Annotated in this window: 17 protein-coding genes; 10 read left to right on the forward strand and 7 right to left on the reverse strand. The window is 72.4% G+C overall.

Features of this window, described 5'->3' with window-relative positions:
* Window positions 1–16 precede the first annotated feature (16 nt).
* The 3 genes from OG455_RS05470 (at window position 17) to OG455_RS05480 (ending at window position 2,663) form a co-directional block, all read left to right on the forward strand.
* On the forward strand, window positions 17–160 hold the full coding sequence (locus OG455_RS05470) for a hypothetical protein (protein ID WP_266290768.1): 144 nt from the start codon (window positions 17–19) through the stop codon (window positions 158–160).
* Entirely contained in the window at window positions 157–1,362 is a 1,206-nt protein-coding gene (locus OG455_RS05475; RefSeq protein ID WP_266290769.1) for an alpha-hydroxy acid oxidase, read from the forward strand. The genes OG455_RS05470 and OG455_RS05475 overlap by 4 nt, the downstream gene beginning before the upstream one ends.
* A gap of 65 nt (window positions 1,363–1,427) precedes the next feature.
* Window positions 1,428–2,663, forward strand: coding sequence for a PLP-dependent aminotransferase family protein (locus tag OG455_RS05480; RefSeq protein WP_266300668.1), 1,236 nt, complete (start codon window positions 1,428–1,430; stop codon window positions 2,661–2,663).
* 175 nt (window positions 2,664–2,838) lie between these two features.
* Here OG455_RS05480 and OG455_RS05485 read toward each other — a convergent pair whose 3' ends face one another.
* Window positions 2,839–4,848: a putative Ig domain-containing protein gene (locus OG455_RS05485; RefSeq protein ID WP_266290770.1), complete on the reverse strand. Its 2,010-nt coding sequence runs from the start codon at window positions 4,846–4,848 to the stop codon at window positions 2,839–2,841.
* A gap of 333 nt (window positions 4,849–5,181) precedes the next feature.
* Window positions 5,182–7,947, reverse strand: a complete 2,766-nt coding sequence (locus OG455_RS05490; RefSeq protein ID WP_266290772.1) for a LuxR family transcriptional regulator — start codon at window positions 7,945–7,947, stop codon at window positions 5,182–5,184.
* A 541-nt stretch (window positions 7,948–8,488) separates the two neighbouring features.
* On the opposite strand from OG455_RS05490, the gene OG455_RS05495 reads away from it, so the two are divergent.
* On the forward strand, window positions 8,489–10,336 hold the full coding sequence (locus OG455_RS05495; RefSeq protein WP_266290774.1) for an MFS transporter: 1,848 nt from the start codon (window positions 8,489–8,491) through the stop codon (window positions 10,334–10,336).
* A gap of 143 nt (window positions 10,337–10,479) precedes the next feature.
* Here OG455_RS05495 and OG455_RS05500 read toward each other — a convergent pair whose 3' ends face one another.
* Together OG455_RS05500 and OG455_RS05505 are read right to left on the reverse strand one after the other, a co-directional pair.
* Window positions 10,480–10,701, reverse strand: a complete 222-nt coding sequence (locus OG455_RS05500; RefSeq protein ID WP_266290776.1) for a hypothetical protein — start codon at window positions 10,699–10,701, stop codon at window positions 10,480–10,482.
* Window positions 10,702–10,804: 103 nt separating this feature from the next.
* A complete protein-coding gene (locus OG455_RS05505) occupies window positions 10,805–11,260 on the reverse strand; it encodes an ATP-binding protein (RefSeq protein WP_266290778.1) in 456 nt (151 codons plus the stop codon).
* A gap of 261 nt (window positions 11,261–11,521) precedes the next feature.
* Here OG455_RS05505 and OG455_RS05510 point away from each other — a divergent pair, with 261 nt between their 5' ends.
* The 4 genes from OG455_RS05510 to OG455_RS05525 all read left to right on the forward strand — a co-directional run bounded on the left by OG455_RS05510 (window position 11,522) and on the right by OG455_RS05525 (window position 13,367).
* The gene (locus tag OG455_RS05510) at window positions 11,522–12,379 is read left to right on the forward strand and encodes a helix-turn-helix transcriptional regulator (RefSeq protein ID WP_266290780.1); all 858 of its coding nucleotides are present in this window, start codon (window positions 11,522–11,524) and stop codon (window positions 12,377–12,379) included.
* Between the two features lie 29 nt (window positions 12,380–12,408).
* Window positions 12,409–12,621: a DUF397 domain-containing protein gene (locus OG455_RS05515; protein ID WP_266290782.1), complete on the forward strand. Its 213-nt coding sequence runs from the start codon at window positions 12,409–12,411 to the stop codon at window positions 12,619–12,621.
* Window positions 12,622–12,731: 110 nt separating this feature from the next.
* Window positions 12,732–12,956 carry a DUF397 domain-containing protein gene (locus tag OG455_RS05520; RefSeq protein WP_266300669.1) on the forward strand — a complete coding sequence of 75 codons (225 nt, stop codon included), beginning with the start codon at window positions 12,732–12,734 and terminating at the stop codon, window positions 12,954–12,956.
* Window positions 12,957–13,040: 84 nt separating this feature from the next.
* On the forward strand, window positions 13,041–13,367 hold the full coding sequence (locus OG455_RS05525; protein WP_266290784.1) for a hypothetical protein: 327 nt from the start codon (window positions 13,041–13,043) through the stop codon (window positions 13,365–13,367).
* A gap of 43 nt (window positions 13,368–13,410) precedes the next feature.
* Here the strand turns inward: OG455_RS05525 and OG455_RS05530 are convergent, their stop codons facing one another.
* The gene (locus OG455_RS05530; protein ID WP_266290786.1) at window positions 13,411–14,064 is read right to left on the reverse strand and encodes an SIMPL domain-containing protein; all 654 of its coding nucleotides are present in this window, start codon (window positions 14,062–14,064) and stop codon (window positions 13,411–13,413) included.
* Between the two features lie 50 nt (window positions 14,065–14,114).
* On the reverse strand, window positions 14,115–15,044 hold the full coding sequence (locus OG455_RS05535; RefSeq protein WP_266290788.1) for an aminoglycoside phosphotransferase family protein: 930 nt from the start codon (window positions 15,042–15,044) through the stop codon (window positions 14,115–14,117).
* A 195-nt stretch (window positions 15,045–15,239) separates the two neighbouring features.
* On the opposite strand from OG455_RS05535, the gene OG455_RS05540 reads away from it, so the two are divergent.
* Together OG455_RS05540 and OG455_RS05545 are read left to right on the forward strand one after the other, a co-directional pair.
* Window positions 15,240–17,213 carry a S9 family peptidase gene (locus tag OG455_RS05540; protein WP_266290790.1) on the forward strand — a complete coding sequence of 658 codons (1,974 nt, stop codon included), beginning with the start codon at window positions 15,240–15,242 and terminating at the stop codon, window positions 17,211–17,213.
* Window positions 17,214–17,338: 125 nt separating this feature from the next.
* Window positions 17,339–17,953, forward strand: a complete 615-nt coding sequence (locus OG455_RS05545) for a hypothetical protein (RefSeq protein ID WP_266290792.1) — start codon at window positions 17,339–17,341, stop codon at window positions 17,951–17,953.
* Between the two features lie 664 nt (window positions 17,954–18,617).
* Here OG455_RS05545 and OG455_RS05550 read toward each other — a convergent pair.
* The gene (locus OG455_RS05550; protein WP_266300670.1) at window positions 18,618–20,351 is read right to left on the reverse strand and encodes an ABC transporter ATP-binding protein; all 1,734 of its coding nucleotides are present in this window, start codon (window positions 20,349–20,351) and stop codon (window positions 18,618–18,620) included.
* Between the last annotated feature and the right edge of the window lie 2 nt (window positions 20,352–20,353).

The following is a 20,353-nucleotide window of genomic DNA, read 5'->3' on the forward strand; positions in this document are numbered from 1 at the left end:
CTCCAGCATGCGTGCCTTGCCCACCGCATCCTTCCTGGCCGATCTCGACCTCGACCTCGACCTCGACCACGACCACGTGGAGTTCCACGTCGCCGACGCCGACACCGCGGCCGCCGACCTCACCGTCGCCGAGCCGCGCTCGCGGGACACCGCCCGATGAGCGCCGACTCGGCGAACGCCCGGTCAGCGAACACCCAGCCCGTGGACGCCCAGCCCGCGAGCACCCAGCCCGCGAAAGCCCCGTGGGCAAGCGCCGCCGCGCTCTGCCTGGCCGAGGTCGAGGCGCGGGCGCGCGCCGTACTGCCGCCCGAGGTCTGGGACTTCGTGGCCGGCGGCAGCGGCTCCGAGTCCTCGCTGCGGGCCAACCGCGCCGCCCTGGACGAGGTCTTCCTGGCCCCCCGGATGCTGCGCGACGTCACGGCCCGCTCCACCGCCGCCCGGCTGCTGGGCGCCCAGGCCGCCCTGCCGCTCGCCGTGGCACCTGTTGCCTACCACCGACTCGCCCATCCCGAGGGCGAGTTGGCCGTGGCGCGGGCCGCCGCGAAGGCCGGGGTGCCGTTCACCGCGGCGACGCTGAGCAGCTATCCGATCGAGCGGATCACCGCGACCGGCGCCACCACCTGGTTCCAGCTCTACTGGCTGCGCGATCCGGGCCACCGCCTGGAGTTGATCCGCCGGGCCGAGGCGGCCGGCTGCACCGCCCTGGTGCTCACCGTGGACGTCCCCTGGATGGGCCGGCGGCTGCGCGACGTGCGCAACGGCTTCGCGCTGCCCGCCGGGGTGGTGGCGGCCAACCTGACCGAGGCGACCGACTCGGCCGCGCACCGCGGCGCGGCGGGCGGCTCGGCGGTCGCCACGCACACCGCCCTCGCCTTCGCACCCGACCTGACCTGGGCGGACGTCGAGCAGCTACGCGCCACCACCCGGCTGCCGATCGTGCTCAAGGGCCTGCTGGACCCGGCGGACGCCGTGCTCGCCGCGCGGGCCGGCGCCGCCGCCGTGGTGGTCTCCAACCACGGCGGTCGCCAGCTGGACGGCGCGGTGCCGGCCGTGCAGTTGGTCGGCGAGGTCCGGGAGGCGGTGGGCGGCGCGGTCGGCGACGCCTGCCAGGTGCTGCTCGACGGCGGCATCCGCAGCGGCCTCGACGTGCTGCGGGCGCTCGCCCGGGGCGCCGACGGCGTGCTGGTCGGGCGCCCGCTGATCTGGGGCCTGGCGGCGGACGGCGAGGCCGGGGCGCACCGCGTACTGGACCTGCTGGCCACCGAGTTCGACGACGCGCTCGGCCTGGCCGGGTGCCTCTCCCCCGCCGAAGCCCGCTCCCTGCGCACCGTGATCCGCCCCCACCGCCTGGAGTCGCCGTGACCGATCTGACCACCCTGGCCCTGCTGGAGCTGCACGGCTCCCTCGCCGACCCGGCCCTGGAGTCGATGAACTTCCTCAACGAGGTGGCCGGCCGCTACCCCGAGGCACTCTCGCTGGCGGCCGGGCGGCCGCACGAGGAGTTCTTCGAGATCGCCGACATCCACCGCTACCTGGAGCGCTACCAGCGGTATCTGACGGAGGATCAGGGCTACTCGCCGGAGCAGGCGCGCCGCGCCTTCTTCCAGTACGGCCGCACCAAGGGCATCATCCACGAGCTGGTGGCGCGCAACCTCGCGGTGGACGAGCGGATCTCGGCCGAGCCGGAGTCGATCGTCGTCACCGTCGGCTGCCAGGAGGCGATGTTCCTGGTGCTGCGCGCGCTGCGGCGCGACGAGCGGGACGTGGTGCTGGCCGTGGCACCGACCTACGTGGGCCTGACCGGTGCGGCCAAGCTGGTCGACATGCCGGTGCTGACCGTGCCCGGCGGACCTGGCGGGATCGACCTGGCCGAGCTGGCGGCCGCCGTGCGCGGGGCCCGCGCCGAGGGTCTGCGCCCGCGCGCCTGCTACCTGCTGGCCGACCACTCCAACCCCTCCGGCCTGAGCCTGGACCTGCCGACCCGGCACGCCCTGCTCGAACTCGCCGAGCGCGAGGACCTGCTGCTGCTGGAGGACAACCCCTACGGCGTCTTCGCCAGCGGCGACCCGGCCGAGCGGCCGCCCACGCTCAAGGCGCTGGACCGGCGGCGGCGGGTGGTCCACCTCGGCTCCTACGCCAAGACCGGACTCCCGGGCGCCCGGGTCGGGTTCGTGGTCGCCGACCAGCTGGTCACGGCGGCGGACGGCACGCAGTCGCTGCTCGCCGACGAACTCGCCAAGCTGAAGAGCATGTTGACGGTCAACACGGCGCCGATCGCGCAGGCGGTGATCGCCGGCAAGCTGCTGGAGCACGAGGGCAGTCTGGTACGGGCCAACGCGCGGGAGATCGCGCTCTACCGGGAGAACCTGGCCCACCTGCTGACCGGCCTGGCCGCCGCTTTCCCCGCCGGGTCCGGCGTCGGGTGGAACACGCCCAGCGGCGGATTCTTCCTGGTGGTGAGCGTGCCGTTCGAGGTGGACGACGCGCTGCTGGAGACCTCGGCCCGGGACTACGGGCTGCTCTGGACCCCGATGCACCACTTCACCGAGGCACCGGAGGCGCGGCACCAACTGCGACTCGCTGTCAGTTTGCTGACGCCTGATCAGATCACCGAGGGGCTGCGGCGGCTCACCCGGCTGATCAACGACCGGCTGGACGCCTGAACGACTGAACGACTGAACGCCTGGGCGCCTGAGCGCCTGAGCGCCTGAGCGCCTGGGCAGCTGAACGACCGACCGGTGAGCGAAAAGCGGCGCGGACCGCGATGATCCCCAAACCATCGCGGTCCGCGCCCTCCGGCAGGGTCACCGCTCCCCTGCTATGCCCTGCCGGGGTCGGTCAGCAGGAGCCCTGATCCGTCCAGACCGACCAGGAAGCCGGCGCCCCCGGGGCGGCACCGGTGGAGTACCAGGTGGAGAGCCACTTGTGGCCGTTGTACGACACCTGGTTCCCCGGGACGTAGGAGGTACCGGCGCTCCAGGCCGCCAGGCCCGCGCAACCGCCGCCGCCACCGGCGGTGATGGTCCAGCTGAAGCCGGTGCTGCCGGAGGCGGTGCCCGAACTCGCGGTGACCGTCACCGTCGAGGTCCCCGCCGCGCTCGGCGTCCCGCTGATCAGGCCCGAGGAGCTGATCGACAGACCCGCCGGCAGGCCGCTCGCCGAGTAGGTCAGCGCGTTGCCGGCCGAGTCGCTCGCGCTCACCTGCAGCGACGCCGCGGTGCCGACCACCCCGGACTGGTTGCCCGGCGCCCGGAAGGTGATCGTCTCGGCGCCGGCGGCGGTCACCGTCCAGCTGAAGCCGGCGCTGCCCGAGGCGGTGCCCGAACTCGCGATCACCGTCGAGGTGCTGCTGCCCGCCGCGGTCGGGGTGCCGCTGATCAGGCCCGAGGAGCTGATCGACAGGCCCGCCGGCAGACCGGTCGCCGAGTAGGTCAGCGCCTTGCCGGCCGAGTCGCTCGCCGAGAGCTGCAGCGAGACCGCCTGGCCCACGGTCGCGCTCTGGCTGCCCGGGTTGCTCACCGTGACGCTCTCGCCGACCGTCCCCGCGGTGAAGCCGCTGGTCCCGTTCGGCGTGCCCCAGCCCGTCGGACCGTCGTAGCCGGTCCCGGCGGTGCAGTAGTAGGAGACCGAGCAGGAGCCGTTGTTGCCCGAGGTGACGTCGTTGAAGCTGCTGGTGTGGTTGTACGGGTACTGGCTCGCCCGGTCGCCCGCGTTCGGCGCGCCGGCCAGGGCCCAGACCGAGGCGATGATCGGGGAGGCCGCGCTGGTGCCGCCGTAGACGGACCAGCCGCTGCCGCCGTAGGTCTGGTAGACCGAGACGCCGGTCGCCGGGTCCGCCACCGCGGAGACGTCCGTCTCCATCCGGTTCCCGCACCCGGTGTCGTGCTGCCAGGAGGGCTTGGCGATGTAGGCCGAGCAGCCGGAGCCGGTGCCCTCGGTGGAGCTGGTGTCCCAGACCCGCTCGGTCCAGCCGCGGCTGTTGGAGGCGCGGCTGAGTGCCGTGCCACCGACCGCCGTCACGTACTGGGAGGTCGCCGGGTACTCGGCGCCGTAGTCGGAGTCGCCGGCGCTGGCCGTGATGGCCACGCCCGGGTGGTTGAAGTAGGACGCGTCGGAGGAGGTGACCGAGGAGTCCTCGTCGCCGCCGTAGCTGTTGGAGACGAACTTGGCGCCCTGCGCGACGGCCTGGTTGACCGCGGCGCCCAGGTCGGACACGTTCGCCGAGCTGGCCTCGACCAGCAGGATGTGGCAGTTCGGGCAGACCGCGCTGACCATGTCGACGTCGAGCGAGATCTCGCCGGCCCAACCGGTGTCGGGCGTCGGGTAGCTGGTGCCGCCGTTCTCGTTGATCTTCTTGAAGCAGCCGTTGGCCGTGGTGCAGGCGGGCAGCCCGTACTGCGAGCGGTAGGCGGCCAGGTCCGACTCGGCGTTCGGGTCGTCCTGCGCGTCGACGATCCCGACGGTCTGGCCCGAGCCGCCGGACGGCAGGTTGTAGGCGCTGGTCAGGTCGGTGGGGCCGTAGCCGGAGGGGGTCGCCTGCGGGGAGAGCGCCTTCTCCTGGATGTCGGTGCGCTTGAGCGCCATGCAGGCCAGCTCGCCCGGGTGGGTCGGCACGGCGCAGGAGCGCGCCACGGTGATCCCGTTCGAGCCGGCGACCGTCAGGGCCGGGGCCGCGGTCGCGGTGCCCGTGAAGGCCGTGCTGAGCGAGGCGACCAGCAGGCCGAGGACGGAGAGCGGGGCCAGCGTCGCGGACCTGGACCTGGACCTGGACCGGCGCCGGCGTGCCGGGCGGTCGTGGTCGGGACGGCCGTGGTCCGGACGATGGTGCTCCGGAGGACGGTTGTCCATGCGGACTCCTTTGCGGAATTCGCCCTTTGGTGTGGGGGCGGACGAGGCTCGTGGACGGGGTCGCCCGCGAGCGCATCCCGCGCCGCCGAGTCGGTACCGGGGCACGGCGAACCGGGCCCCGGACGTGGTCGGGGCATCGAAGGATGGTGTGCGTGACGCGGTCGGCTGGGGTGGGGGTTGCGCATCCCGCGTCGAGCGCAAAACGTAGTCGGCCCCCTGGGGCGGGTCAATGAATCGAAGTCAAAGTGCCACCCTTGCCCTTGACTTGCTCACCCGAGGGGGGACCCTTGACCGTGCCCCGCCAGGACTTTCCGGTCTCCGGCCCAGCCGCCCTCACCCGGCCGACGGACAAGCCGTCAGCCCGGCGCGGTCGCGCACGCCGAACCGCCGGTAGAGCCGGGTGAGGCTGCCCTCGACCGACTTCACCGACACGTGCAGCGCGGCCGCGACCTGCCGGTTGGTGGCTCCCTGCCGGACCAGCGCGACGATCTGACGCTCCAGCTCGCTCAGCGCCGGGCCCGGCCCGTCGGCGCCGTCGAGTCCGTCCAGCCGGGCCAGCCGCTCCTCGGTGTGGGCCAGCCAGGGCAGGCACTGCGCGGCGGCGAAGGCCTCGGCGGCGGCCCGCAGGTCCGCGCGGGCCGCGGCGCGGCGGCGCGCCCGGCGTTCGAGGTCGCCCAGGGTCAGCAGGGCGCGGGCGCGCTCCAGCGGGTAGGGGTGGCTGGCCGGCAGCTGGGCGCGCAGCTCGTCGGCGGCGCCGCGCGGGTCGCCGTCGCGCGCGGCGAGCACCGCGCGGGCGCGGGCCAGGCCCAGCCGCAGCACCCGCCGGTCCAGCCGGTCCACCTCGGCGCCCGCCTCGCGCAGCAGCTGCCAGGCCGGCGCCAGGGCTCCGGACCAGGCCAGCGCCTCGACCAGGTCGGCGTCCACCAGGAAGAGCGCCGGGTCGGTGAAGCCCAGCCCGCGCAGCAGCGTGCGGCAGCGGCCCAGATGCTCGGCCGCCCGCTGGTGGCGCCGGCCCAGCAGGTCGGCGCGGCCGAGCAGGCCCAGCGCGTAGGCGGTCCACTCGGCGTCACCGGCCGCCTCGGCGGCCAGCAGCGCCGAGGTCGCCAACTCGGTGGCGCGCTGCGCGGTGCCGCCGTTGAGCTCGGCGGCGGCGCTCAGCACCAGGCCCGGGGCCGGGGTCGGGCCCAGCTCGCGGCGCAGCCGGCCACCGCGGCGGCCCGCCTGGTAGGCCTGGACGCAGCGCCCGGCGCGCTCATGGGTGGAGGCGACCAGGTGCAGCACGTCGGCCAGGTCCTTGAGGCGCCCGGCGCTCTCGACGTCCGCGCGCAGCTGGTTGACCTCCTCGATCGCCTCGCCGACCGCGCCCGCGCGCAGCAGCCCCACCACCAGGCAGCAGCGGATCTGGATCGAGGCGGCCCGCGGCGCGGCGGCCGGGCGCCGGGCGGCCAGCTCGGTGGCGTGGCGCAGCGAGGGCAGCACCCACTCGGGCCGCAACTGCAGTTCGATCGGGGCGCGCACCGCGATCACCTCCAGCTGCTGGGCCAGGTCGCCGCTGCGCTCGGCCTGGCGGGCGGCCTCGGCCAGCTCGGCCAGCCCCTGGTCGGGCCGCCCGGTGCTGATCGCGTGCTCGGCGCGGTGCAGTTGGACGGCGGCGCGCAGGCCCGGGGTGTCACCGGCCTCGGCCTGCGCGGCGTCCAGCAGCGCGGGGACGCCGGAGCGGTCGCCGCCCGCCAGCTCGACCAGCAGCAGCCGGGCGCCGACCCGGGCGGCCCGGTTCGCGCCGCGCAGCACGGCGTCGCAGGTCCGGCGGGCCTGGTCGGCCCGGCCCGCGTCGCGCGCGTGCCGGGCGGCGGTCAGCAGTCGGTCGGCGGCCAACTGCGGGTCGTGGTCGGTGCGTTCGGCGGCCAGCCGGGCCAGCTCGGCGGCCTGCGCGGGCGCCCCGCGGTCGACGGCCAGCTCGGCGGCGGCGGCGAGCTCGGCGGCGAGGGCGGGATCGGGCCCGGGGGTGGCCAGGGCGCGGTGCCTGGCCTTCTCCAGCGGATCGTCCAACTGCTCGGCGAGGGCGGCGTGGCACTGGCGGCGCTGGGCGCCGGTGGCGTCGGCGTAGACGAGTTCGCGCAGCAGCGGGTGGGCGAAGCGGGGCTCGCCCCCAGGGGTGCGGGTGAGCAGGCCCGCCGCGAACGCCTGGCCCAGCGCCTCCCCGGCGGGCCAGCGCGGCACCGGGCGCGCGGTGGCCGCCGGCAGCAGCTCGGCCAGCAACTCGGGTGTGAGCGCGGCCAGCTGGGCGGCGAACAGCTCACGCAGGCCGCGCGGCACCGGCAGCGGTTCGTCCGCGCCGGGCGGGGCGCACGAGCGGCGGGCCGTGCGCGCCAGGGCGAGCGCGAAGCCGGGATTGCCGCCGCTGGCCGCCGCGATCCGCTCGACCACCGGATCCCCCGGGGCCAGCCCGCCCCGCGCGCTCAGCAACTCCCCGATGACGGCGGGCGGCAGCGGATCGAGCGCGACCTCGGTCACCGGCCCGGGGAGCAGGTCCAGGCAGCCGGGCTCCGCGCCGTCCGCGAGCCGCTCGGCGGCCAGCACCGCCACCCGCTGCCCCGCCAGCCGCCGCGCCACGAAGGCGAGCACCTGCGCGCTCGCCGGGTCCAGGCAGTGCGCGTCGTCCAGCACCAGCAGCACCGGTCTGCTCACCGCGAGCGCGCGCAGCAGTTCCAGCACCGCGAGCCGCAGCGCCAGTTGCCCGGCGGCGCCGTCACCGGCGGGCGCCCGCAGCAGCGCCGCGTCGAGCGCGGCCCGCAGGTGGGGCGCGAGGGCGGTGGAGTCGGGCTCCCACGCGTCCCGCTCGTCCCGTTCGGCGAGCGCGGCGGCGAACAGGTCGTACAGCGCCAACTGCGGCAGCCCCGCCTCGCACGCCGCCGAGTTGCTGCGCAGCACCAGAGCCCCGGCCCGCTCCGCCTCCCCCTGCACCGCGTCCAGCACCGCCGACCTGCCGATCCCGGCCGGCCCGGTCAGCAGCACTCCCCCGCCACCGCCACCGCCGAGGCCCGCCAGGCAGCGGGCCAGGACCTCGTCACGCCCAGGTGGAGCCGTTGTGTCGCCCATGACGGAAGTCTGGCCCCTGGGCTCGGGAGTGGTCTAGTCCTTACGGCCCTTAGGGCTCGCACCGTTCGGGGAGGCCGACCGGCGGGTGCCGGCCGGCGTGCCCTGGGTGCTCTGAGTCTGACCGGGGCCGACTGCTGGGGTTCAGTGACACGGGGCGGCCACGGGAACGCGGGCGTTCGACGCTGAAATCGGGGCCGAGCTCCCCGCGGTGAGGCGCCGGCCTGGTCGGTGGGTGGGAGCGCGACCCGGCCCCGTTGGTTCCCTGGCGGCGAGTTCGGGATGAACTGTCTGCTCGTCATAAAACGGCTTGCGGTGGGTGAAGTCCATGACCAAGCTAACGCTGGACGCGTGGTTCCGCGAACACGGCGTCGCCGTCGGATGACCTGTCTGACCTGTCTGACCTGCCATTATTCCCATACGGAGATGAATGAATGACGCGGTCTCATCTGGCCACCGCCGGTGCAGCCGGGCCTGACACGACCGCCGAACAGCGAACGTCCGGCTTCGACGTGTTGACCGGTGACGACCAGACGGCGCACTGGTGTTGCGCTCAGGGGCGGCCCGGTTCTTCGCCCTCGACGGGAAGGCGAAGCTCGGGCACGCGTGCCCGGACTTCCACTACGGCTTCCGCCCGTGCGGACGCCAGCACTCCGCGACGCCGGACCGTCCGGATCCCAACGAGTCCTTCGCCTACTGGTCCGACGACCCGAAACTGATTCCTGAGCACGAGGCGATCGGTCCGCTGCTGAGTGCGATGAACCAGTGCCGGGTAGCGCTCGCCAGGTTCTCCGGTTCCGTACTGTCCGGCGTGGCCGCTCGGTTCAGCTCCGACCGAACGACCGGTCCTGAGGGTGCGACCCGCCTGGAGGCCAATTCATACTCTTCGGTGAAGCGGATCGCGACCTCCTGCAGGACCGCCGCGAGGACGGGCCCTCATCGCAATCATGTCGTCGAACGGGCGCGGCCTCGCGGTCGAGCTCGACGGGCGGATGTCGATCTCCGGAGCCACGCCCGAACGAATGCCGTGCGCTTCGGTCGTCCCGAGGCGCCGCTCCAGACCGAGGCGACCAGCGATGACCCCGGGGCCGACACCACCTCCATACTGCTCGATCGGAGAAGACATCACGTGGCGCTCCTCGCCCAAGACTCGATCCTGCGCGACGCTAGCTTTCGGTCGTACTACGCCGGGCAATCGGTCGCCTTGTTCTGCGCGGCGGTGACTCCGATCACCATGCCCTTGATCGCAGTGCTGTCCCTGCACGCGTCCGGGTTCGAGGCGTCCGTGGTGTCGGCCATCTCCCTGGTACCCGCCGTTCTCCTCACCCTGCCGGTCGGGGCGATCGTGGACCGGCTGCCCAAGCGGGAGGCGATGCTGTGGGCCAACCTCGCTCAGGCTGTTTCATTGGGTTTGCTGCCACTGTTGTGGTGGCTACATGCACTCTCAATTCTCGTGCTGTGCCTGGTCGGACTCACCTCGACCAGCTTCGCGATCGTTTCTCAGGTGGCCGACCAGTCACTGATCCCGTTCCTGGTCGAAGACTCACACTTGATCGAGGCGAACTCCAGAATGGCCCTCAGCGAGTCGGTCGCGACCATGGCGGGACCGACGGCGGCCGGCTTTCTCATGACGGCGCTCGGGGGACCGCCGACGGTCGGCCTGGCAGCATTCGGGAGCGTGTTCAGCGCCGTGACCCTGTTCAGGATCCGGTCGACCGAGCCGTCGATCGTCGTGGCCGGCGAGAGGACGAGACTGCGCCAGCAGATCCTCGAAGGGCTTCGGTTCGTGGTCCGCAACCCGGTCCTGCGCACCCTGATGGCGATCAACGGTGTCGACAACGGTTTCCTCGCGTGGATCCAGGCCATCCTCATGGTCTTCTACGTAAGGGTGTTGGACTGGTCGGCGCAGACCGTCGGCCTGGTGCTCGGTGTCGCTGCCGTCGGCGGGATCATCGGCTCCATGCTGGCGGGGCGTCTGCACAAGTGGCTCGGCACCGACCGCCTGCTGCTCACGGCCGTGCTGGCAGGAGGGCCGGCCGAAGCCGTAGTCCTCCTGCTTCACCCCGGATTCGCCGGCAAGCTAATCGCGGTCGCAGCACAGTTCATCGCTATCTTCTTCTCCGTCTGCTACTCGGTGACGTCGCGATCGCTGCGGCAGATCGCCTCACCGGACGGTCTTCGCTCTCGTGTCATCGCCGCGCACCGTTGGGTGAGTGTCGCAGTTATGCCGGTCGGGGCTCTCGCCGGCGGCTTCGCCTCGACCCGGGTCGGCCTGCGGGGGTCCATCGCACTCGCCTGCCTCGGTCTGCTCGCCGCGCCGATCATCGCCTTGACCTCGCCGCTCAGGCACGTCGGAAACAATGGAGTTGCTGGCGCATTCACGGTCCGGTGACCTCGGGCTCATGTACGCGGCCGTCTACCCCGAGCGGCTGAACAAGCTGATCCTGCTGACCCCGTCACGCACGCCGGCGGCGTCGACCCGACCGATGAGCAGATCACCTCGACCATGGTCTGGCCCCTGGGCTCGGGAGTGGTCTAGTCCTTACCGGTCATGCTGTCCACGGCCGGTGCACAGCCGGGCGCCCTCGGGGCGTTCGGGGCGAGCTTCAGCAGGTGGGGGCCGTCGGAGAGGGTGAAGGTCAGGGCCACCGCACCGTCCTGCGCCAGGCGTTCGAGCATGTACCGCTCGGATCGCGGACGGGCGAGGATCAGTTCGAACGCGCAGCGGTGCGCGTTGTCGAGCGGCAGGAGCTTCATCGCCTCCCAGGTGGCGGCCAGCGCGTCGACCAGGCGCGGGAAGACGGCGGGGGCGCGACTCCGGTCAGCTCCACCAGGAAGGGGCCTGCGGCGTGGTCCTCCGTCATGGCCGGACTCCCGCCGGGGCGGGCTCGATGACCGACCAGACGCGCTTGCCGATGCCGTCGCGCGCACCCCAGCCCCAGCGCTGGGACAGCTTGTCGACCAGCAGGAGGCCGCGCCCGCGCTCCCCCTCGGTCGCGACGCAGAGCTGCGGCGCCTGGTCGGAGGCGTCCTCCACCCAGACACAGAGCAGTTCGCCGTCCGCCTCCAGGCCGAGCTTGATCAGCTGACCGCGTCTGGTGCCGTGCTGGAGCGCGTTGGTGACCAGCTCACTGACCACCAGCGCGCCGTTCTCCGCGAAGAGTTCACCCCCGCGCACCTTCAGCAGGAACTCCCGGAGCAGACGGCGGGCCAAGGCCGGCGAACGCTCGCTGCACGGCAGCCAGCAGTGCTCGCGCGCGGCGGGCGAGGCGGGCACGGAGGGGCGGGAAGGCGGGCGGGCGGGCGTTTCGGGCATGGCGAAGCTCCTGTCACGGCATGGCTCTTGGAGAACGAGGGCGCGAGACGAGCACCCCCGGGCGACGGGCGGACGCGGACATGGGGATGCCCGGTGACGAACCGTCATGATCACGGTCTGTCGTGGATGTATCCACTCCCCGTAGTGTGATACTGAATCGGTGCGACTCGCAAGCGAATGAGTTGCAACGATGCAGATTTGTCTGCCTGCTGGCTCAGCGGGGCCGCAAAAGGGCAGACTGAGCCCGTCACAGGAGGATCGATGACCGAGGAATCACGGCCAACCGTGCGGGGCCGCCGCTTGGGCGCGGAGCTTCGCCGACTTCGAGATGCATCCGGCAAGTCCACCGAGGATGCTGCGGGCGTGCTGAAGTGTTCCCGCGCGAAGATCAGCCGGATAGAGACGGGCGCTTCGGGGATCCGTCGCCTTGATCTGAGCGTCCTGCTCGACCTGTACGGCATCACTGAGCCTCACGCGCGGGACGCTCTCGAACAGTTGGCTCGGGACGGCAAGAAGCGCGGCTGGTGGCACGACTACGGCGATACAGTGCCGCCTGCCTATGCGGACTTCCTCGGCCTCGAAAACGATGCACGCTACATCCGGACCTGGCAGCCCATGGTGATCCCGGGCCTGTTGCAGACCGAGGGCTACACTCGCGCGCTACTGGAGGCCAACCCCGCTGCCGTGCGCAAGGAACGGGTCGAGCAACTGGTCAGAATTCGGATGGAACGGAAGGAAGTCCTGAACAAGGCCGACCCTGCCCGCTTCTGGGCGATCATCTGGGAGCCTGCCCTCCGCTGCCCTGTCGGCGGCGAGGCAGCACACCGGACCCAGCTCACTCATCTCACCGAGGTGGCTGAGCTGCCGAACGTCACGCTCCAAGTTGTTCCACTCGAAGTCGGAGCAACCGCCGGCGCATGCGGCGCGTTCGTCATGTTCGGGTTCAGTGACTCACCCATGCCCGGTGCGGTGTTCCTTGAGACCTTGACGAGTAGCCACTATCTGGAGAACGAGAGCGAATTGGATGGATACGGGCTCGCCTTCGACTACTTGAGGTCCTCGGCCCTGAACCCTGCGCGATCGCGGGATATGATCGCCGCCATCGCGGCAGAATCGTGAGAACTAGAACAGACAAGAGGTGTCAGCACATGACCGTGCCGGAGATCACCGCTCGGGGCTGGTACAAGAGCAGCTACAGCGCTCAGGCGAACGACTGTGTGGAGACCGGGCACCTCGTCGCCGGAGGCATGGCCGTCCGCGACTCGAAGGACCCGGAGGGGCCCGCGCTGGCCTTCCCGACCGGCGCCTGGCAGACGTTCGTGGCCTGCGTGCACACCGAGGGCCTGGCTGCCGACTGCTGAGCCCCCGGGTGAGCGTGACAGCCCTCGGTATGCCGAGGGCTGTCACGTTGCGTGCGCAGACCGGGTACATCAGGACGGTTGATCACAGAGGTGGCAAAGGAGCTTGAATGATGCACACAGAACACTGTGACATGAGTTTGCGTCACGCCCGGTGGCGGAAGAGCACGTTCAGTGGCGACCAGGGCAACTGCGTCGAGGTCGCCGACGGCATCCCCTGCGCCGTCCCCGTACGCGACTCGAAGTGCCCCGATGGACCCGCCCTGGCCTTTGCCCCCGCCGCCTGGCAGGCCTTCCTCACCGGCCTGCGCGACGGGAGCCTGTCGGCCGGCTCCTGAGCTGCGCCCGACTGTCGCTCCGGTCAGCCCTGTTGAGTGGAAAATGGGAGGCCTCCCGCTGGGCCTGGTTGGTACCGTCCCGGCGTGACCTTGACGAACCTCCGCACGGGCTTCCGCGACGACGCCCAACGACAGCGTGTCCAGCGGGTGGTCCACGACCGGCTCGCGGACGACAGGGAGCAGCAGGAGTGCCGCTACCTCATGCGGTTCTGGTGGCAGCTTCTCATGGGGTATCAGGAGGTGACGATCGAGCAGCTGCGGCTGAACGTCGGGCCGTCGAAGCTCGACATCGTCGAGCAGCTGATCGGTGCTCTCCGCAGCTCCCCCGAAGCAGTCGACGCCTGGGTCGTGGCCACCGAGCGGGCGTTCCCGGTCATCGAGGACCGCGGCTTCGCGGCCGGGGCGAGCTGACGCCAGCGGCCCGGCCCGCCGGCGTGCGGCGCACGGTCAGCCGTCAGCCCTCGATCAGCGAGAACCCCAGGAGCACGCCCGCCGAGACGGTGATCTGGCCGGGGGCCAGGTCGCCGTCGCCGGACCCGCCACCACTGCCGCGGCCGTGGCCGCGGTACCTGTTCTGCAGTTGCTCCGAGTCCACGTCCGTGATGTGGACGACCGGGCCGAGCCGCACGCCGGCGGCCTCCGCGTACAGCGCAGCCTTCTCCCGGGCAGCGGCCACCGCGCCGACGCGGGCCTGGGCGCGGAGCTCCTTCTTCGTGCTCACGTCGAACTCGACGCCGTCGACCTGGTTCGCCCCGGCCTCGACGACGTCGACCAACACGGTCTCCAGGTCCTCCAACTCGCGCAGCTCGATCACGAAGGAGGCCGTGCACTCATAGCCCAGGAACTCACGGTCGTTGCCCCGGTAGGACCACGAGGACTCCAGGTTGAGCCGAGAGGTCGAGACGGCCGCGTCCGGGACCCGGTGTCCCCGCAGCACCTCGCGGATCTGGTTGACCCCGGTGCGGGTGACCTCGAAGGCCTCGCCCGCCTGCGGCCTGGTCTGGGTGATCGCGACCCGCAGGCGGGCCAGATCCGGCGAGGCGTCCACGCTGGCCGCGCCGAACACCGACATGCCCCAAGGGGTGTCTATGGAGTGAGTGCTGTTCATGCCGCCCATCCAAGCAGGGCGCTGATCAACTGGCAGCCGAATATCGCCCGTCAGGTTGCCCGGCTGCCGGCTGCTGACTCGTCGGCGGCCGCCAGGATCGAGCGCAGCCGCGCCAGGCACTCCCTGACGAAGGCGGGGTAGGTGTCCCAGTAGTACGACACCCCGCTGACCCCGACCGCGATGGCCCACGCCCGGGCGCGCAGCCACGTCATGTCATCGAGGCCCAGCGCGTCCCGGTACGCCTGTCGGGCCGCGGGCGGGAAGTCCCAGAGGGTTGAGTGCTCGGCGTCGGGGAGGCCGACCGAGAGGGCGCCGAAGTCGATGACCGCGTGCAGCTTCCCCTGCTGGACCAGCAGGTTGGTGGGTTTGAGGTCACCGTGCAGCCACACGTGAGGGCCGGACGGCTCGGGCAGGGCGAGCGCGCTCTGCCACAGGTCGCGCAGCCGGGCGAGGTCGAGGTCGAGGCCCTGGAGCGTGCGGCAGGCGTCGAAGCACTCGCCGATCCACCGCTCGCACGCTCGCAGGCCGCCCCCGCGGTACCAGCTGAGCTCGCCCTCGCGGGTGGCTCCCATCAGGGGGGCGGTGTGCAGGCTCCGCACGACCGACGCCAGGTCGGCACCGAAGGCGGACCAGTCGGTGACCGACTCCGGGCCCGCTTCGTCGCCGTCGATCCAGTGGTACACCGACCAGGCGAGCGGGAACGCGGCGCTCGGCGTGCCGCTGTGCACCGGCTCGGGGATGCGGCAGGGAAGATGCGGGGCCAGCCGCGGCAGCCAGGTCTGCTCCTTCCGGACGGCCTGCGCGTTGTCCGGGGTGCGCGGCAGCCGTACGAGTAGGTGTTCGCCGAGCCGGTACATCGTGTTGTCCGTCCCCGCGCCGGCCGGCGAGATCGGCAGGTCCGCCCAATGCGGTCGCTGCTCGCGCAGGAGCGTCCGGACGAGCGCCTCGTCCACCTGGATCTCGTTGTCATGAAGTGTCACGGTGGGAGCTTCCCCGGCCAGGCCTCACCACCGCCAGTGGTTTCCCGTGGCGTCCAGGAGCGGGAACGCCGCCCGCAGGCCACTCACACCCCAACTCGCCGGTGCAGGAAGGCCATCTCCGAAACCCGACTGACACAGGCCCGTCAGTGCGACACGATGTCCGCCTGTCGTACTGGCGAGTGAAAGGCAGTCCGCATGCCGCACCCCGCACCGCAACCGGCTCCCGGGTCGACCGACCTCCTCACCGCGGAACTGGTGGTGGACGCGGCCGCCCCCGTGGCGCCGGCCATCTCACCGGACGGCCGCCTGGTCGCCTACGGCGTGGTCGCGACCGGCGGAGGGGACGGACGCGCGCACAGCTCGGTCCTGATCGCCGCCGCCGATGGCAGCACGGCCCCGCGCCGGCTGACCGACGGCACGGCCCACGACGCCGCCCCGAAGTGGGCGCCGGACTCGGCCTCTCTGTTCTTCACCTCCGACCGCGAGGAGCAGGGCACCGCTCAACTCCAGCGGATCCTCCTGGACGGCAGCGAGGGCATCGAGGGCATCGCCGAGGCAGAGTCCCTGACCAGCTGGCGCGGTGGCATCGGCGACCACTACCCGCTCGCCGACGGCCGCACCGTCGCGCTGCTCGCCGAGGACGAGCCCACCGCGGAGGACGAACGCCGGGAGGCCGAAGGCGACGACGCGAAGGTCTGGGGCCGGCACCTCCCGGTCACCCGGCTGCGCCTGCTCGACCTGGCGACCGGCGCGGTCCGCACCGTGGACGGCCTCGGGGACCGCCATGTCGTGGAGGTGGCCCAGCGCCCGGACGGCGGCCCGCTGGCCGTGCTGAGTTGGGCCACCCCCGAGATCGACCCGGGCGTCACGGCGGCGGGACTGCATCTGGTCGCCCCGGAGACGGGAGCCGTCCAGGACCTGGGCCCGGTCGGGTTCGAGGCCCACTCCCCGGTCTGGTGGCAGCACGACGGTGCCTGGCATCTGGCCCACCTGGCGGTGACCCCCGGGCACCTGGTCGGCGCGCTCGCCGTGATCGACACGGTCCCGCCCGCGACCGGCCCGACCGTCGAAGAGCGCAATCTCACGGCCGGCCTGTCCGCCTGCCCCACCGAGCTGGTGCAGGTCGCCGACGGCCCGCCACTGGCGCTGTTCGCCGACGGGCTGGACACCGCGCTGCACCGGCTCGATCCGCAGTCGCTACGGTTCCACCGGCTGTCCCGCGCGCCCGGCACGCTCGCCGGGCTCACCGCGAGTCGCTCCGGAGAGACCCTCGCCGTGCTGGCGAGCACCGCGTACGAGCCCAGGAACGTCCACGCGGGACCCACCGGCGGGCCGCTGCTCAGGCTCAGCGACACCAGTCCCGAACTGCGCGGGATCCGCTGGGGTGTCCAGGAACGGCTCAGCTACCAGGCCTCCGACGGACTCGAGTTGGACGGCCTGCTGATCCTGCCGGCCGGCCGGACCCGGGACCAGGGTCCGTTCCCGCTCGTCACCCTGGTCCACGGCGGCCCCTACTTCCGCCACGCCGACGAGTTCGCGCTCACCGTGGTCGACTGCGGCCAGTGGCTGGCGACCGCCGGATACGCGGTCTTCCTGGCCAACCCCCGGGGCGGGTCGGGCCACGGCCATGAGTTCGCCGCCGTGGTGGCGGGCGCGGTGGGCGGTGACGAGTGGACCGACATCCTCACCGGGATCGACCTGCTGGTCGCCGAGGGAGTCGCCGATCCCGAACGCCTGGGCATCTCCGGCTGGAGCCACGGCGGTTTCACGGCGGCCTGGGCCATCGGCCGGACCGAGCGCTTCAAGGCCGCCGTGATGGGCGCCGGCATCAGCGACTGGGGCATGCAGGCCGGGACCGGCGACTGGGGCGCCATGGACGCGGTGCTCGGCGGCAGCACCGGCTGGGACGGGCCGGGACCGCACGTCCACGACCGGAACAGCCCGATCTCCTACGCGTCCCGGATCCGCACCCCGCTCCTGATCCTGCACGGCGAGGAGGACACCAACGTCCCGCTCGGCCAGGTGGTCCACTTCCATCGCGCGCTGCGCCACTTCGGCGTCGAGCACGAGTTCGTCGTCTACCCCCGGGAGGGCCACGGGCTCTACGAGCGCGCCCATCAACTCGACGCCCTCCGGCGCATCCGCACCTGGTTCGACCGCTGGCTGTAGGCCCGTGCCAGGTCGTGTGCCGAGTCGTGACCACGGCTCGACACCCGCCCCGGTGCCGTCGCCGGAGAGAGGCGCCCAGTCCGGTCGCTGCCGCGCGTGAGGCCGGCATCCAGCGCATCGTCCACGTGAGCATCACGCATCCCAGCGCCGAGTCACCGCTGCCGTACTTCCGTGGCAAGGCCGAGGTCGAGCAGCAACTGGCCCGGACCGGCGTCCCGTACGCGATCCTGCGCCCGGCGATCCTGTTCGGTGGCGACGACGTCCTCATCAACAACATCGCCTGGCTGCTGCGTCGTCTCCCGGTCTTCGGCGTCGGAGGCCGCGGCGACTACCGGATCCGCGGCATCCACGTCGACGATCTGGCGCGCCTCTGTGTCATCCACGGCAAAGAGTCGACGAACAGCGTCGTCGACGCGGTCGGCCCCGAGCGGCCGACCTTCCTCGAACTGGTAGAGGCCGTCCGCGCAGCCGTGGGAAGCCGCTCCCGCATCGCGCGTGTTCCTGGCCCCGTCCTACCCGTCCTCGCGCGCGCTCTCGGCCTGGTACTCCACGACGTCCTGTTGACCCGCGACGAGTACCGGGCGATGGCGGCAGGACTCGCCGACTCCGACGCCCCGTCGACAGGACGGACAGCACTCACCGACTGGCTCACCGCCCACGGCCCCCAACTCGGGTTGCGCTACGCCAACGAACTGGACCGGCACTTCTCGAAGGCCGGACGATCGGAACGCTCACGATGAGCCATGCAACCAGCCGCACTTCAAGCACTCCGGCAAACGCGGCACGCAGGAGCGCCCTACTGCTGACAGGTGGGGCATTCGTCTGGGGGATCGTCCTCCTGGCCCTGACCCAGTGGCTTCCTTTTGACACGGAGCCACGGCGAGGAGGCTTTCAAGTCCCGGCTCCCAGCACAGGTGTGCCAGGAGCGGGAGGCAGTGCCGTGCCCGCACACTTCACACAACTACCGAAGGAAACATAATCTCTCGGCAGAACCGGCCGCGCTGTCTGGAAATACTGCCACTGTCACGCTGACCGGTACTCTCTGCTCGAGCGCCTCTTCGCCGTCGGCCCTACCAAGCGCACCAATCTCTTCGCGGGTCGACTGTCGGACAAATTCCAGTCCGAAGTCAATGCACCCTGCATTCATAGTCCCACTGGAGAAGGAAGCCAACGGCAAGTGGTATATCTATTTTCCACCTCCAGGAAAACCGTCGTGACCTCGATCAGTCCGTCGGCCCTGTCCAGCGGTCATGCTGGTGGCTCCTTCGCCAGCAGGTCGCGGCCCGCAGGCCGTGGCTCGGCACCAGCACCGCACGCAGCCTCCTCGAAGAGCCGCCCTCCCCGGCGTCGGGAGGTACTCGCTCCGACACGCGGAAGACACTGATCCCCATGGCCCGGCCGCCGTTACGCCACCCGATCCGGCTGCTCGGCCCCGCCCCCGAGGGCCGCGCGGGCGCGCCGCCGTTCGCGTTCGGCGGCCGGATCCAGCAGCGGGACCGCCGCCAGCAGGCTTCGGGTGTAGGGGTGTTGGGGGTGCTGGTAGACCTCGTCGGCCGGGCCGAGTTCGACCACGTGGCCCGCGCGCATCACCGCGATGCGGTCACTGACCTGGCGCACCACGGCGAGGTCGTGGGCGATGAAGACCAGGGTCAGGCCCAGCTCCGCCTGCAACTCGCCGAGCAGGCTGACGACTTGGGCCTGGGTCGAGACGTCCAGCGAGGAGACCGGTTCGTCGCAGACCAGCAGGCGCGGCCCCGGGGCCAGGGCGCGGGCGATGCCGACGCGTTGGCGCTGGCCGCCGGAGAGTTCGTGGGGGTAGCGCCGGTGCCAGGCGGGGTCCAGGCCGACCCGCTCCAGCAGCCGGCCCACCTCGCGGCGCGCCTCGGCCTCGGTGCCGGCGCCCGGGCGCAGGCGCAGCGGGTCGGAGATGGCGTCGCCGATGGTGCGGCGGGGGTTGAGGGAGGAGAGCGGGTCCTGGAAGACCATCTGCAGGTCCTGGCGGATCGGGCGCAGCGCTCGCTCGGTGGCGTGGCCGATGTCGCGACCGGCCCACTCGATCAGGCCCGTGGTGGGTTCGAGGAGGCGGACCAGCAGGCGGCCCAGGGTGGTCTTGCCGGAGCCGCTCTCGCCGACCACGCCGAGCGCCTCGCCCCGGTGCAGGTCGAGGTCGACGCCGTCCAGCGCGGGGACCCGCGCGCGGCGGCCGAACGGGGTGAGCGCCGCGCCCGGGTACTCCTTGCGCAGCCCGCGCACCCGCATCAGCACCTCGCCGGCGCCCTCACCGACGGGCGCGGGCGGCCGGCTCCGGTCCAATCGGGGCACGGCGGCGACCAGTTCGCGGGTGTACGGCGCGCTCGGGGCGCCCAGCACCTGGCCGACCTCGCCCTGCTCCACCGCCCGGCCCGCGCTCATCACCAGCACCCGCTCGGTGGTGCCCGCCACCACGCCCAGGTCGTGGGTGACCAGCAGCAGGGCCATCGCGTGCTCGGCGCGCAACTCGGCCAGCAGGTCGAGGATCTGGGCCTGCACGGTGACGTCCAGCGCGGTGGTGGGCTCGTCCGCGATCAGCAGCTTCGGCTCGCAGGCCAGCGCCATCGCGATCAGCGCCCGCTGCCGCATGCCGCCGGAGAACTCGTGCGGGTGGGCGCGGGCGCGACGGGCGGCGTCGGGGATGCCGACCCGGTCCAGCACCCGCACCGCCCGCTGCTCGGCGGCCGCCCGGCCCGCGCCGCTGTGCGCCCGGTACACCTCGGCGATCTGGGCGCCGATCGACCAGTAGGGGTCCAGCGCGGAGAGCGGGTCCTGGAAGACCATCGCGGCCCGCGCCCCGCGCAGCGCCCGCAGCTCCGGCTCGGTGGCGCCGACGACCTCGGTCCCGTCCAGCCGCACGCTGCCGGTGACCGTGGCGCTCGCGGCGGAGTGCAGTCCGAGCAGCGCGGCGGCCACCGTGGTCTTGCCCGAGCCGGACTCCCCGACCAGGCCGAGCGACCCGCCCGCGCCGATGCTGAAGGAGAGGCCGTCGACGGCGGTCACCGTGTCCGCCGCCCCGTCCGCCCGCCCGGCGGCGAACCGGACGGTCAGGTCCTCGACGACCAGCAGAGGTTGCTTCACCGGGTCCACCGGGTCCACCGGGTTCATCA

The sequence above is a fragment of the Kitasatospora sp. NBC_01287 genome (assembly GCF_026340565.1).
Classification (GTDB): domain Bacteria; phylum Actinomycetota; class Actinomycetes; order Streptomycetales; family Streptomycetaceae; genus Kitasatospora.

What these genes read in the sequence shown, in the direction of transcription:
- OG455_RS05475 (WP_266290769.1), top strand. Translation starts at nt 157, where the DNA reads ATGAGCGCCGACTCGGCGAACGCCCGGTCAGCGAACACCCAGCCCGTG.
- OG455_RS05480 (WP_266300668.1), top strand. Translation starts at nt 1,428, where the DNA reads ATGAACTTCCTCAACGAGGTGGCCGGCCGCTACCCCGAGGCACTCTCG.
- OG455_RS05485 (WP_266290770.1), bottom strand. Translation starts at nt 4,848, where the DNA reads ATGGACAACCGTCCTCCGGAGCACCATCGTCCGGACCACGGCCGTCCC.
- OG455_RS05490 (WP_266290772.1), bottom strand. Translation starts at nt 7,947, where the DNA reads ATGGGCGACACAACGGCTCCACCTGGGCGTGACGAGGTCCTGGCCCGC.
- OG455_RS05500 (WP_266290776.1), bottom strand. Translation starts at nt 10,701, where the DNA reads ATGAAGCTCCTGCCGCTCGACAACGCGCACCGCTGCGCGTTCGAACTG.
- OG455_RS05505 (WP_266290778.1), bottom strand. Translation starts at nt 11,260, where the DNA reads ATGCCCGAAACGCCCGCCCGCCCGCCTTCCCGCCCCTCCGTGCCCGCC.
- OG455_RS05510 (WP_266290780.1), top strand. Translation starts at nt 11,522, where the DNA reads ATGACCGAGGAATCACGGCCAACCGTGCGGGGCCGCCGCTTGGGCGCG.
- OG455_RS05515 (WP_266290782.1), top strand. Translation starts at nt 12,409, where the DNA reads ATGACCGTGCCGGAGATCACCGCTCGGGGCTGGTACAAGAGCAGCTAC.
- OG455_RS05520 (WP_266300669.1), top strand. Translation starts at nt 12,732, where the DNA reads ATGCACACAGAACACTGTGACATGAGTTTGCGTCACGCCCGGTGGCGG.
- OG455_RS05530 (WP_266290786.1), bottom strand. Translation starts at nt 14,064, where the DNA reads ATGAACAGCACTCACTCCATAGACACCCCTTGGGGCATGTCGGTGTTC.
- OG455_RS05540 (WP_266290790.1), top strand. Translation starts at nt 15,240, where the DNA reads ATGCCGCACCCCGCACCGCAACCGGCTCCCGGGTCGACCGACCTCCTC.
- OG455_RS05550 (WP_266300670.1), bottom strand. Translation starts at nt 20,351, where the DNA reads ATGAACCCGGTGGACCCGGTGGACCCGGTGAAGCAACCTCTGCTGGTC.